An 11,884-nucleotide genomic window follows, 5' to 3' on the forward strand; every position below is an offset into this window, starting at 1 on the left:
CGGGTGCGGGTGGGACAGGCGCGGGTGGCGGATGCGGGTGCGGGTGCGAGTGGGGCGGTTGCCAAGGGAGCGGTACGAGTGCAGGTGAGGCGGCGGGTGAGGTGGTACGAGTGGGGCGCGTGCGCTGTGTATGAGTGACATAAAGGCCGAAGAGTTGAGCCCCCTCCACTCAGCTCTGTTGACGGCGAGCGCCGAGTGATGCATCCTTGAGTCAGATCCACTCAAGTACGTATCTGGAGGAATCGAAATGGCACGTGCGGTCGGCATCGACCTGGGCACGACTAACTCCGTCGTCAGCGTTCTCGAAGGCGGCGAGCCCACCGTCATCACCAACGCCGAAGGCGCCAGGACCACGCCGTCCGTCGTCGCCTTCGCGAAGAACGGCGAGGTCCTCGTAGGTGAGGTCGCCAAGCGTCAGGCGGTCACCAACGTCGACCGGACGATCCGCTCGGTCAAGCGCCACATGGGCACCGACTGGTCGATCGACCTCGACGGCAAGTCCTTCAACCCGCAGCAGATGAGCGCCTTCATCCTGCAGAAGCTGAAGCGCGACGCGGAGTCCTACCTGGGCGAGAAGGTGGCCGACGCGGTCATCACCGTCCCGGCGTACTTCAACGACTCCGAGCGCCAGGCGACCAAGGAGGCCGGTGAGATCGCGGGCCTCAACGTCCTGCGCATTGTCAACGAGCCGACCGCCGCCGCCCTGGCCTACGGTCTCGACAAGGACGACCAGACCATTCTCGTCTTCGACCTCGGTGGCGGCACCTTCGACGTGTCGCTCCTTGAGATCGGCGACGGCGTCGTCGAGGTCAAGGCCACCAACGGTGACAACCACCTCGGTGGTGACGACTGGGACCAGCGCGTCGTCGACTACCTGGTGAAGCAGTTCCAGGGCAACCACGGCGTGGACCTGGGCAAGGACAAGATGGCTCTCCAGCGCCTGCGCGAAGCCGCGGAGAAGGCGAAGATCGAGCTGTCGTCCTCCACCGAGACGTCGATCAACCTGCCCTACATCACGGCGTCGGCCGAGGGCCCGCTGCACCTGGACGAGAAGCTCACGCGCTCGCAGTTCCAGCAGCTGACCTCCGACCTGCTGGAGCGCTGCAAGAGCCCGTTCAACAACGTCATCAAGGACGCGGGCATCCAGCTCTCCGAGATCGACCACGTCGTTCTCGTCGGTGGCTCGACCCGTATGCCGGCCGTGGCCGAGCTCGTCAAGGAGCTCACCGGTGGCCGTGACGCCAACAAGGGTGTCAACCCGGACGAGGTCGTCGCCATCGGCGCCTCGCTCCAGGCGGGCGTCCTCAAGGGTGAGGTCAAGGACGTTCTGCTCCTCGACGTGACCCCGCTGTCCCTCGGTATCGAAACCAAGGGCGGCATCATGACCAAGCTGATCGAGCGCAACACCACGATCCCGACCAAGCGCTCCGAGATCTTCACGACGGCCGAGGACAACCAGCCGTCCGTGCAGATCCAGGTCTACCAGGGCGAGCGCGAGATCGCGGCGTACAACAAGAAGCTCGGAATGTTCGAGCTGACCGGTCTGCCGCCGGCCCCGCGTGGCGTGCCGCAGATCGAGGTCGCCTTCGACATCGACGCCAACGGCATCATGCACGTCGCTGCCAAGGACCTCGGCACCGGCAAGGAGCAGAAGATGACCGTCACCGGTGGCTCCTCGCTGCCGAAGGACGAGGTCAACCGGATGCGCGAAGAGGCCGAGCAGTACGCGGACGAGGACCACAAGCGCCGCGAGGCCGCGGAGACCCGCAACCAGGCCGAGCAGCTCGTGTACCAGACGGAGAAGTTCCTCAAGGACAACGAGGACAAGGTTCCGGCCGACGTCAAGACCGAGGTCGAGACCTCCGTCACCGAGCTGAAGGAAAAGCTCAAGGGCGAGGACACGGCCGAGATCCGCACGGCGACCGAGAAGGTCGCGGCCGTCTCGCAGAAGCTGGGCCAGGCGATGTACGCCGACGCCCAGGGCGCGCAGGCCGCGGGCGAGGGCGCCCCGGGTGCCGAGGGTGCGGCTCAGGGCCAGCCCGAGGACGACGTGGTCGACGCCGAGATCGTCGACGACGAGAAGGACAAGAAGGGCGGCGCTGCCTGATGTCGGAAGAGACTCCGGGCTTCGACGAGAAGCCCGACGTCTCTCCCGGCACGGACGACGCCGAGCCGAAGGCCGCTGAGTCCTCCTCCACCCAGGAGGAGGGCTCGGCGGCCCCGGCCGGGGACGCGAGTGCCGCGAAGGACGTCGCACTGACGGCCCAGCTGGACCAGGCCAAGATGGCGCTCTCCGAGCGCACGGCCGACCTCCAGCGCCTCCAGGCCGAGTACCAGAACTACCGTCGCCGGGTGGAGCGCGACCGGGTCACCGTCAAGGAGATCGCCGCGGCGAACCTGGTGACCGAACTGCTCCCCACCCTCGACGACATCGGCCGCGCGCGGGAACACGGCGAGCTGGTCGGCGGTTTCAAGTCGGTGGCCGAGTCGCTGGAAACGGTGGCCGCGAAGATGGGCCTCCAGCAGTTCGGCAAGGAGGGCGAGCCCTTCGACCCGACGGTCCACGAAGCCCTGATGCATTCGTACGCACCGGACGTCACCGAGACGACCTGTGTCGCGATCCTGCAGCCCGGCTACCGGATCGGCGAGCGTACGATCCGTCCCGCACGGGTAGCGGTGGCCGAGCCCCAGCCGGGCGCGGCGGCCGACAAGGCGGAGGACTCCACGCCCTCCGACGACAAGAACAACCAGGACAGCGGCGACTCCTCCGAATAGGAGAAGCACCGCGCTCGGAGTCACGGGTCCGAGAGGAGGGACGTCGAGGAAATGAGCACGAAGGACTTCGTCGAGAAGGACTACTACAAGGTTCTCGGCGTCCCCAAGGACGCCACCGAGGCCGAGATCAAGAAGGCGTACCGGAAGCTCGCCCGCGAGTTCCACCCGGACGCCAACAAGGGCAACGCCGAGGCCGAGGAGCGCTTCAAGGAGATCTCCGAGGCGAACGACGTCCTCGGTGACGCCAAGAAGCGCAAGGAGTACGACGACGCCCGCGCCCTCTTCGGGAACGGCGGCTTCCGCCCCGGTCCCGGAGCGGCGGGCGGTGGCTCCTTCAACTTCGACCTCGGTGACCTGTTCGGCGGCGGCCAGGCCGGCGGCACCCAGACCGGCGGCTTCGGCGGCGGCATAGGGGATGTCTTCGGCGGCCTCTTCAACCGCGGCGGCACGGGCACACGCACCCAGCCCCGCCGCGGCCAGGACATCGAGTCCGAGGTCACCCTCAGCTTCACCGAGGCCGTGGACGGCGCCACCGTTCCCCTGCGCATGTCTTCCCAGGCCGCCTGCAAGGCCTGCTCCGGCACCGGCGACAAGAACGGCACGCCCCGCGTGTGCCCGACCTGCGTCGGCACCGGTCAGGTCTCGCGCGGCGGCGGTGGCGGTTTCTCGCTCACCGACCCCTGCGTCGACTGCAAGGGCCGCGGCCTGATCGCCGAGACCCCCTGCGACATCTGCAAGGGTTCCGGCCGCGCCAAGTCCTCCCGCACCATGCAGGTCCGCATCCCCGCCGGTGTCACCGACGGCCAGCGGATCCGCCTGCGCGGCAAGGGCACCCCGGGCGAACGCGGCGGCCCCGCCGGTGACCTGTACGTCGTCGTCCACGTCGACGCCCACCCGGTGTTCGGCCGCAAGGGCGACAACCTCACCGTCACCGTGCCCGTCACCTTCGTGGAGGCGGCCCTCGGTGGCGAGGTCAAGGTACCCACCCTCGGCGGCCCCCCGGTCACCCTGAAGCTGCCCGCCGGCACGCCCAACGGGCGCACCATGCGGGCCCGCGGCAAGGGCGCCCTGCGCAAGGACGGCACCCGCGGCGACCTCCTGGTCACCGTCGAGGTCGACGTACCCACCCAACTCAACGACAAGGCCAGGGAAGCCCTGGAAACCTACCGTGAGGCTGTCGCGGGCGAGGACCCGCGCGCCGCACTCTTCCAGGACGCGAAGGGAGCATAGGAGAGCGATGGACGGCCGACGACGCACCAATCCCTATGAGTTGACCGACGAGTCACCGGTGTACGTCATCTCGGTCGCCGCTCAGCTCTCCGGCCTGCACCCGCAGACCCTGCGCCAGTACGACCGCCTGGGCCTGGTCTCCCCCGGCCGCACGGCCGGGCGCGGCCGCCGCTACTCCGCCCGCGACATCGAACTGCTGCGCACCGTCCAGCAGTTGTCGCAGGACGAGGGCATCAACCTGGCCGGCATCAAACGCATCATCGAGTTGGAGAACCAGGTCGCCGCCCTCCAGTCCCGCGTCGCCGAACTGGCCGCGGCCGTGGACGGCGCCGCCCTCGCCCTCCAGCAGCGCGAGGCCCAGGTCCACGCCTCGTACCGCCGCGACCTGGTCCCGTACCAGGACGTGCAGCAGGCGAGTGCGCTGGTGGTGTGGCGGCCGAAGAGGTCGCAGGAATAGGGCGGTTACGGGTTACCGCGAAGGGGCCGGCCAGCGTAAAACACGCTGGCCGGCCCCTTCGTCATGCGGCACCCGAGAGGTGACGGAGGAGGGCGGCCAGTTGCGGGCCCCCGGTGGTGAGGACGGTGTCGGGGTCGTCGCTCTCGCGGAGGTGGAGGGTGCCGTGGGGGGAGGCGGCGACGTTGACGCAGTTGCCTTCGGCGCCGCCGCTGAAGGTGGACTTCTGCCAGTCGAGCGCGTGCATGAGGGCCTCTCTAGAGCGTGTACAGGAGGTGCTGGATGAGGGCCAGCGAGTCCTTGGCCTCGTGTGAGGCAGGGGCTGTGCTCGCGTCGATCGGCGCGAGCGCGTGCCCGGTAAGAGCATCGAACAGGCTGTCGTACTGGGCAAGGTGTGCAGCGTCCGACAGGTGCATCGAAGCAATGGGGTGCTCCAGCAGCACCGTGCTCAGTTCCGGCACCGCAGGTGACGAGTAGAGGAAGTTTCCCGTGTACGCGGCATAGGCGGCGGCCTCGAACGGGAAGACCTGGATGGTCACTTGGGGCAACTGCGCCAACTCAACGAGGTGCAGCAGTTGTGCGCGCATCACGGCCGGCCCGCCGAACCGCATGTGCAGCGCTGCTTCGTGGATGACCGCGTGCACGGAGGGCGGGTTGTCGGCGCGGAGGATCCGTTGCCGGTCCATGCGGAAGGCCACCGCGTCGTCGACGCTCCCCCGGGTCGGCCTGGCGCTGCTGAGGATGGCGCGCACATAGGCCTCGGTCTGGAACAGGCCGGGGACGAACAGCGATTCGTGCGAGCGGAGTTGAGTGGCGGTCGACTCCAGCTCGGCCAGATCGAGCGCGCCGGGGCCGATCCGGTTCCGGTAGTCGCTCCACCACCCCTTGCCGGTCGACTCCGAAATGCCTACCAGCGCCTCGATATAGGGCTCGCTTTCGATCCCGTACACGGTGCACAGCTCGCGCAGGCGCGGAGTCAGGATCGAGGTCCGACCCAGCTCGATGTGGCTCAGCTGGCCACGGCCCATGCCGATTCGTGCGGCGGCCTCACCGGCCGTCAGATTGGCGGCCTCGCGCAGCCGCTTGAGCTCATGCCCCAAGCGTCGCTGACGTTCACTGATGGTGGTGCGCAGTCCCAAGGCTCTCTCCTCGCCGGTACGGCCAAAGTCTGCACGGAGCGCGGGAGTTGGTCCACTCGCACCCTAGTTCTGGTTGCGCATGAGAACCCACAGTCTCTACCGTAGGTGTTGCGGCAGTCACCCTGTGAGGTCGCCCTGGTTCCCCGTACCCGTAAGACGAAAGTGCACCCGGCCGGCGCGGCGGGCATTGCCATCGCGGTGGTGCGTACCCAACTCCCCATGGAGGAACGGATACCGATGAACCGCACCGCCGCCCACCGGGCACCCCAACTGGCCTACTCCTACAGCCTGTTCTCCGATGCGGATGAGCTGTCGCCCAAGATCTGCCGTGACTTCGTGCGCGTCGTCCTGCTCACGCTCGGATGGAGCGAGGCCGTCACTCCGGCGGTGCTGTGCACCTCGGAGCTGGTCACCAATGTCCACCTGCACACGAAGGGAACCGCCATGCTCCACGTTCAGGTCGGGCCCGCGAGTGTCCGCATCAGCGTGTACGACGAGGATCCGACGCCCGTGGCGCTGCGCGAGCTGCCGCCGATGGACGACGAGGCGTGCTGGGGGAGAGGGCTGGCCCTGGTGGCCGGGACGGCGGACGCGTGGGGGGTGGCGGCGGACCGGGGCGGGCGCTACGCGAAGGGGGTGTGGTTCGAGCTGGCGGGGTGAGAGGCCCTCGAAAAGGGGGCCGGAAGGCCCTCCCCGGTCGTTTCGGCACCATGGCACGCATGAACCCGACAGGTGAACAACCACGCCCCCATGTCCACTCGGTGAGAGTCAAAGTTGACCTGACCGGTACGCAGCGGCACCGCGAGATCGCTGAAGCGCTCTTCGAGGAGCGCCGGTGGAAGATCACCAGTCGTCCTGACCCGGCAGTCTTCCACCCGGTGGAGGAACGCAGCGCGCGGTACGTGCTCGAACTCGCCGTCCCCGAGGGTCGGCCACGCCGCTCGGGCCGTGTGGCCGGACAGATGGTCAACGGCCTGGCAGCGGAAGCTGGTCTGGCGCTGCAGCCGTTGGAGGCGGACCCTCTCTGGAAGGACCACGAGCAGGCACCCGTCTGGTTCGTGTGTGACCCGCCCAAGGAGCGGGCGGGGGGCGAAGGGCTGGGGGACCGGGTCAAACGGAAGGCCTCCAATCAGGCTCGTCGTATGGGCTTCCGGGACACCGGTGGCGTGCGGTGGGGCTCCCACGCGGTCGCTCGGACCACGGTCGCGGAAGATCAGTCGCTGCGGCCGCCGTACCCTCTCAGCGAGTCCGATAACGACGGTGTGGTGCGTCGGGGCAGTGTGGTGGCCGGGAGATCGTTCTTCCAGGGTCTCGCCGCCGCGTTGGCGGCCGGTGCCTGCGGCCCCTGGGCGGCGACCGGGTCGCTGCTGCCGCTTCTGCTGCTCTGTGCTGCGTGGTGGATCTGCTTCCGGCGCTTTGTCTTCCTGGAGCCCGCTCGCCCCCGCTACGTATGCGTCGCGACCGCGTCGCTCTGCGGAGGCTTCTTCGGTCTGACCCTGGTGGGTTCCTCGCTGTCTGGGGCTATTTCAGGCACTACCGACCGTGGCTGATGGATCGGAAGGTGACTCCGGTCATCGCCTTCTTCTGTGTCCTGGCCGGGCTGTTGACCTGGGTGTACTTGGTGGTCGAGCCGTCGTCCGAGGCGGGCGGCCGGGCCAGGGCGGATCTGACCGCCCACCGTGTCCCGGCGTCGTACTTGGGGCTGGCGCCGAAGCCCGTGTGCGTCACCCCCGTCGTACCGCTGCATACGCTCCCGTTCGAGGGGCAGCTTCTGGAGCCGAACAAGGTGTACGCCTCATTCGGAGCTGTGGACGGAAAGTTGACGCTGTGGGATCCCAGTACCCAGGAGAGCTTTCCTGTTCCGGCGGGCAAGGTGCGGGTCATGCCTGCGGGAACGGACGAGCAAGGGTCCGCGGTTCCGGGGAACTGCCCGGCCCGGGTCAGGGGATGAAGTCCGTGATGACGTCGATCAGGGTCAGCCACATCGGCTGGCCGCCGGTGCCGTACGCCGCCGCGAGGGCGTAGCCGAGGGAGGCGTCCACGGGGTGCGGGGTGGCGTCCTCGCGCCAGTCCACCAGGACCGTCTCGTCGCCGTCGGCGGTGAATTCCGCCAGCGCGACGCCGTCGCGGGTGAGGGTGCTGGTGCCGATCGAGGTGGGGGTGAGGCGGTAGCGGGTGCCGTCGTGGGTGGCGTCGACCCGGTACGTGGAGCGGCGGAAGCGGCCCTTGCCGGGGCGGATGTCGGCGGGAGTGTCCGCGACGGTCAGGGCGAGTGAGGCGGGGGCACGGGTGCCGATGGCGATGTGGGCGTCGGGCTCGGCGTCGCCGGGGGTGCGGACCAGGGTGGTGCGGGGGATGCCGGGGCCGGACACGGTGATGCGGGTGTGGGTCTGGACGGTGACGGTGACGGCGCCGAAGAGGGTGTCGTCGAGGGGCGGGCGGGACGGCTGGGGGTCCGGGGCGCGGTCCTTGACGAGGTTGGCGGGGGCGGAGGGAGAGGAGGGGACAGCGGGGGAGGAGGTGCGTTCGGTCATGCCGTGGCCTTTGGGGAGGGGTGGGGCTGGTCGCTACCCAGGGAGACTCTGCCGGGGGGTGGGGGGGGTGCGTGGGGTGGTGGTTTGGTTGCAGGTCAGGTGGGGGGGGGCAGGCAGGTCAGGTGTCGAGTACGCCGGATTTGGCGATGAGGTAGCCGAGTTGGGCGCGGGTGGTGCTGCCGAACATGTCGGCGAGTTTGGCGATGTGGGCGCGGGTGGTGCGGATGTGGAGGCCGAGGCGGCGGGCGATGGCTTCGTCGACGTGGCCCTCGACGAGGAGGTGGGCGATGCGGCGGCGGATGGAGGTGAGGGCGGGGAGGTGTGCGGGGGGCGGGGGCTCGGGCAGGGGTTCGTCCATGGGGACGGCGTCGTACCAGAGGTGGTCGAAGACTCCGGCCAGGTAGGCGATGAGGTGGGGGTCGCGGATTTCCAGGGCGGTTCTCCGGTCGGCGGTGACCGGGAGATAGGCGACGTCACGGTCGAAGATGATGAGGCGTTCGACCAGCTCCTCCAGGGTGCGGACCTCCAGCATCTCGGCCGGCAGCCGGTCGACGTAGGCCAGCAGCCCATGACCGTGCCGGGCGGTGTGCTGGTAGAGGGTGCGCATGTGCACGCCGCGGGAGAGCAGCGGCAGCGCGCGTTGCAGAGCTACGACGAGCTGCGACTCGTCGCGGAACCCGCCGGGCTGGAGGGTCCGTACTTCGGTGTGGCACGCGGCCGTGGCGATGTCGAGGGCGGCGTTGATGCGGCCCAGTCCTTCCAGGACGGTGATCGCGGGTCGGGTGTCCGAGATCAAAAGTGATCCGTTCTGCGAGGGGGGTACGCGTCTGCGTTCAGCCGTCGAGGATGTGGGACCTGGCTATGAGGTAGCCGAGTTGGGCCCGGCTGCCGCTGCCGAGGGCGGCGGCGAGCTTGGCGATGTGGGCGCGGCAGGTGCGGACGTTCATGCCCAGGCGCCGGGCGATCGCCTCGTCGACGTACCCCTCGACGAGGAGTCTGGCGATGGAGCGCTGCACGCCGGAGATGCCCTCGGGGGTGGGCTCGTAGGCGACCGGCTCGATGAGGGGGTCGGCGCGGTTCCAGAGGTGTTCGAAGACATTGGCGAGATAGCCGACGAGGCCGGGGTGGCGGAGTTCGAGCGCCATGCCGTCATCGGCGCGGGCGGGGATGAACGCCACGTTGTGGTCGCAGATGATGAGCCGGCCTATGAGCTCTTCGAGGGTGCGTATCTCGACCTTGGCACCTGCCATCTGCTCCACGTAGGCATAGGTGTTGAGGTTGTGGCGGACGGTGTGCTGGTACAGCGTCCGCACGCTGATACCCCGCTTGATCAGCGGCTCGCTGCGCTGGATCGCCTCTATGAGGAGGTGCTCGCTGCGGCCGCCGCCCGGCTGGATCGTGAGGACTTCCTTCTGGCTTTCGGCTATGGCGGCGTCGAGTGCCGCGTTTATCCTGCCGATGCCTTCGAGCACGGTGATCGCATGGGTGGCCGCCGGGATATGCGTGCTGATAGCCATGAATGGCTCGAACGCGTCTGCCAGTTCGGCGGAGATCTTGCGGCGGTCCTGTATTTCCCGCTCGATGGGGTGGATCCGCTGCGACAGTGCGGCGTGCGGGGGAACCGGACGCAGCCAGTTGGCGTCGTCCGGATCGGGATGCAGAAGCGCGAACTCCAGCAGGCAGGGGGCAGGCTCGATCTCCGCACGAGGTAGCCGTCCCGTGCGCAGTGCGCTGGCGTAGAGTCGCTTGCCCTCTTCACACAGCTCGGTCACGCCATGATTATGTGACGTTTTCGCACCACTAGTGGCCATTCGTCCACCCCCCAAGGTCCTGTGCGTGCAGGAACATGATGCATCGTCCCGGTGGTGCTGACGTGCCTGAATAAGACATCGTCTGGAACACGGGGTCGACGAAAACCATCAGGTAAGGACGAAGCCGACTATGCGTAAGAGAATGCTTCGCGCAGTGCTTGCAGCCGCCTTCACCGCGGCGCTCGCCGTGGGCGCCAGTGCCGGTCTGGGCGGCACGCTGGACGGTCAGGGAGACGTTGCCTGGGGCTCTGCCGCGCTGAACAGTGGTCCGAACGACGTTGCCTGGGGCATCCACCATGGCAAGGCCGCCTGACATGCCGTCGGACGACCCCTCCTTCAGACGCGAGATGGCACGGGTCATTCGCGGCGGCTGGCACCTCGTCGATCTTGTCTCGGCAGTGCCCGAGCCCGGTGACTCGCTGCTGGTGACGCTGTTCGGAGACCCGATCCTGATCGTGCGTGAACAGGACGAGGACGTCCGGGCCTACCGGTGCCTTCGCAGGCCCCGGGGGGCGCCCCAGCCGATCCGGTGCGAGATCCGGTACGGCAACATTTTCGTCAATCTGGACCAGAGCGACCACCAGCTGGTCGAGGCGGAGAGCGCCCGCAGGGTCAGTCCCCGGGCCACCCCCCACTCCGCCTCGCCCCTCTCCACCCCTCGCTCCACCCCCAGGTCCGCCCCACGGACCGTTGCAGCCACCCCCCGCAGTGCCTGACGCGATTCCCCCGTCGTAACCAGATCGCCTCAGGCGCTTCCCCCACACAGCGGCGTCCTCGTGAACCTGAACACGAGGGCGCCGCTGTGCTGTGCCCGGCCAGCCGGGCGGCGCGAGCGGTGAACCGGGGCCGCCCGCCCGGATCAGTGGTGCCACGCGTCACCCTTCACGTTGTGGATCATGCGCTGAAGGACCTTGAGGGCGCGGGCGTATTCTTCGTCCGGAATGCCCTCGTGTACCTGGCGGCGCAGCTCCAATTGCCGCGCCGCCGCACGGGAGTACAGCTCCGCGCCCGACTCGGTCCGCAGCAGGTGCCCGTCCTCGTTCTGAAGGACCAGGCCCCGTGCGACGAGGCTGTCGATGTCGCCGGGCAGGTCATCGGCGGGGCTCGGGTAGTAGCTGAGGAATTCGGTCAGTTCCGCTCGGCCCCAGCCCTTCGGGCGCTCGCTGAGGTGGTGCAGGACCCACCAGGCGGGCTGGGTCAGGCCGAGGGCGCCGAGCGCGGTCCGGATGTTCTGGACGACGGCCTGGCCGGCCGCGTTGGCCCAGTATCCGATGGGCTGGGCGATGAGGCCGGCGTCGTCGTGGGAGGGGGCGAAGGGGGCTGAGGTGCTGCTCGAAGTGGTCATGGGAAGAACGTAGAAGCTCAACTTGACTTGAGGTCAAGCGCCTTGGGGGAACGAGTCGGCCCGGACGGCCGGGTGCAGCCCTAGCCGGCGTTGCCCATTGCACGGGCCAGGGTGATCTCGATCAGCACCCGGTTCGGGTTGATCCGGGCGGGCTTGTAGCGGGCGCTGTAGCGGCGTACCGCTTCCTCGATGATCTCCGGCTCGGTGCGCACCCGGGCCCGGCCCTCCAGCGTGGCCCACTTCGCGCCGATCACCTGGCACACCGCCGCGAGCACTCCCTCCTCGCCGCCCGCGCGTACGTTGCGGACCTTGCGGCTGCCGCCGTCCGCCGTGACCCAGGCCGTGCCCGCCTCGGGATCGAAGGTCACTCCCACCGGCACCACGTGCGGGGTGCCGTTCGGGCGGAGGGTAGTCAGAGTGGAGAAGTGGTACCCGGTCCAGAAGGCGCGGTACTCCGGGGACGGGTCGCGTACGTCGATGGCCATGTCCGGCAGATTAGCCCTGTCGCGCCCCGGCAAAGCTGAGTGGAATAGACTCAACTTTGTGCACGTTGGAAGAGTCATAGGAAGTGGCAGAGTCATAGGAGTGGGAAGCGC

The 11,884-nt window shown here is 68.5% G+C and carries 16 protein-coding genes; 9 read left to right on the forward strand and 7 right to left on the reverse strand.

Annotated elements, in window-relative coordinates; translation table 11 throughout:
* Nucleotides 1–247: 247 nt before the first annotated feature.
* Genes dnaK through ACIA73_RS12160 form a run of 4 tightly spaced genes read left to right on the forward strand, consistent with a single transcriptional unit; the run spans nucleotide 248 to nucleotide 4,462 of the window.
* Nucleotides 248–2,107, forward strand: coding sequence for a molecular chaperone DnaK (dnaK, locus tag ACIA73_RS12145; protein ID WP_399438328.1), 1,860 nt, complete (start codon nucleotides 248–250; stop codon nucleotides 2,105–2,107).
* Nucleotides 2,107–2,775 (forward strand): nucleotide exchange factor GrpE, encoded by a 669-nt coding sequence (grpE, locus tag ACIA73_RS12150; protein WP_399438329.1) that lies wholly within the window; start codon nucleotides 2,107–2,109, stop codon nucleotides 2,773–2,775. The genes dnaK and grpE overlap by 1 nt, the downstream gene beginning before the upstream one ends.
* Nucleotides 2,776–2,826: 51 nt before the next feature.
* Nucleotides 2,827–4,005 carry a molecular chaperone DnaJ gene (dnaJ, locus tag ACIA73_RS12155; protein WP_399438330.1) on the forward strand — a complete coding sequence of 393 codons (1,179 nt, stop codon included), beginning with the start codon at nucleotides 2,827–2,829 and terminating at the stop codon, nucleotides 4,003–4,005.
* A gap of 7 nt (nucleotides 4,006–4,012) precedes the next feature.
* Entirely contained in the window at nucleotides 4,013–4,462 is a 450-nt protein-coding gene (locus tag ACIA73_RS12160; RefSeq protein ID WP_399438331.1) for a heat shock protein transcriptional repressor HspR, read from the forward strand.
* Nucleotides 4,463–4,523: 61 nt separating this feature from the next.
* Here the strand turns inward: ACIA73_RS12160 and ACIA73_RS12165 are convergent, their stop codons facing one another.
* Nucleotides 4,524–4,706, reverse strand: a complete 183-nt coding sequence (locus tag ACIA73_RS12165; protein WP_399438332.1) for a DUF397 domain-containing protein — start codon at nucleotides 4,704–4,706, stop codon at nucleotides 4,524–4,526.
* Between the two features lie 10 nt (nucleotides 4,707–4,716).
* Nucleotides 4,717–5,598 (reverse strand): helix-turn-helix domain-containing protein, encoded by an 882-nt coding sequence (locus tag ACIA73_RS12170; RefSeq protein ID WP_399438333.1) that lies wholly within the window; start codon nucleotides 5,596–5,598, stop codon nucleotides 4,717–4,719.
* A 219-nt stretch (nucleotides 5,599–5,817) separates the two neighbouring features.
* Here ACIA73_RS12170 and ACIA73_RS12175 point away from each other — a divergent pair, with 219 nt between their 5' ends.
* From ACIA73_RS12175 to ACIA73_RS12185, 3 genes are read left to right on the forward strand one after another with little or no spacing between them, the layout of a single operon-like run.
* Nucleotides 5,818–6,258 (forward strand): ATP-binding protein, encoded by a 441-nt coding sequence (locus ACIA73_RS12175; protein ID WP_399438334.1) that lies wholly within the window; start codon nucleotides 5,818–5,820, stop codon nucleotides 6,256–6,258.
* A gap of 50 nt (nucleotides 6,259–6,308) precedes the next feature.
* Entirely contained in the window at nucleotides 6,309–7,148 is an 840-nt protein-coding gene (locus ACIA73_RS12180; RefSeq protein WP_399438335.1) for a hypothetical protein, read from the forward strand.
* Nucleotides 7,149–7,159: 11 nt separating this feature from the next.
* Entirely contained in the window at nucleotides 7,160–7,549 is a 390-nt protein-coding gene (locus ACIA73_RS12185) for a hypothetical protein (protein ID WP_399438336.1), read from the forward strand.
* Here the strand turns inward: ACIA73_RS12185 and ACIA73_RS12190 are convergent.
* The 3 genes from ACIA73_RS12190 to ACIA73_RS12200 form a co-directional block, all read right to left on the reverse strand.
* Nucleotides 7,539–8,132, reverse strand: a complete 594-nt coding sequence (locus ACIA73_RS12190) for a hypothetical protein (RefSeq protein WP_399438337.1) — start codon at nucleotides 8,130–8,132, stop codon at nucleotides 7,539–7,541. The two genes, ACIA73_RS12185 and ACIA73_RS12190, sit on opposite strands and share 11 nt — an antisense overlap.
* 118 nt (nucleotides 8,133–8,250) lie before the next feature.
* The gene (locus ACIA73_RS12195) at nucleotides 8,251–8,928 is read right to left on the reverse strand and encodes a helix-turn-helix transcriptional regulator (protein ID WP_399438338.1); all 678 of its coding nucleotides are present in this window, start codon (nucleotides 8,926–8,928) and stop codon (nucleotides 8,251–8,253) included.
* A 37-nt stretch (nucleotides 8,929–8,965) separates the two neighbouring features.
* On the reverse strand, nucleotides 8,966–9,943 hold the full coding sequence (locus ACIA73_RS12200) for a helix-turn-helix transcriptional regulator (protein WP_399438339.1): 978 nt from the start codon (nucleotides 9,941–9,943) through the stop codon (nucleotides 8,966–8,968).
* Between the two features lie 154 nt (nucleotides 9,944–10,097).
* Here ACIA73_RS12200 and ACIA73_RS12205 point away from each other — a divergent pair, with 154 nt between their 5' ends.
* Both ACIA73_RS12205 and ACIA73_RS12210 read left to right on the forward strand, forming a co-directional pair.
* On the forward strand, nucleotides 10,098–10,256 hold the full coding sequence (locus tag ACIA73_RS12205) for a hypothetical protein (RefSeq protein ID WP_399438340.1): 159 nt from the start codon (nucleotides 10,098–10,100) through the stop codon (nucleotides 10,254–10,256).
* 1 nt (nucleotide 10,257) lies between these two features.
* A complete protein-coding gene (locus tag ACIA73_RS12210; RefSeq protein ID WP_399438583.1) occupies nucleotides 10,258–10,659 on the forward strand; it encodes a hypothetical protein in 402 nt (133 codons plus the stop codon).
* A gap of 143 nt (nucleotides 10,660–10,802) precedes the next feature.
* On the opposite strand, the gene ACIA73_RS12215 is transcribed toward ACIA73_RS12210, so the two are convergent.
* Nucleotides 10,803–11,288, reverse strand: coding sequence for a MarR family winged helix-turn-helix transcriptional regulator (locus tag ACIA73_RS12215; protein ID WP_399438341.1), 486 nt, complete (start codon nucleotides 11,286–11,288; stop codon nucleotides 10,803–10,805).
* Between the two features lie 80 nt (nucleotides 11,289–11,368).
* Nucleotides 11,369–11,773, reverse strand: coding sequence for a pyridoxamine 5'-phosphate oxidase family protein (locus ACIA73_RS12220; RefSeq protein ID WP_399438343.1), 405 nt, complete (start codon nucleotides 11,771–11,773; stop codon nucleotides 11,369–11,371).
* Nucleotides 11,774–11,884 lie beyond the last annotated feature (111 nt).

This window comes from Streptomyces sp. NPDC051561, from assembly GCF_044454195.1.
GTDB lineage: Bacteria > Actinomycetota > Actinomycetes > Streptomycetales > Streptomycetaceae > Streptomyces.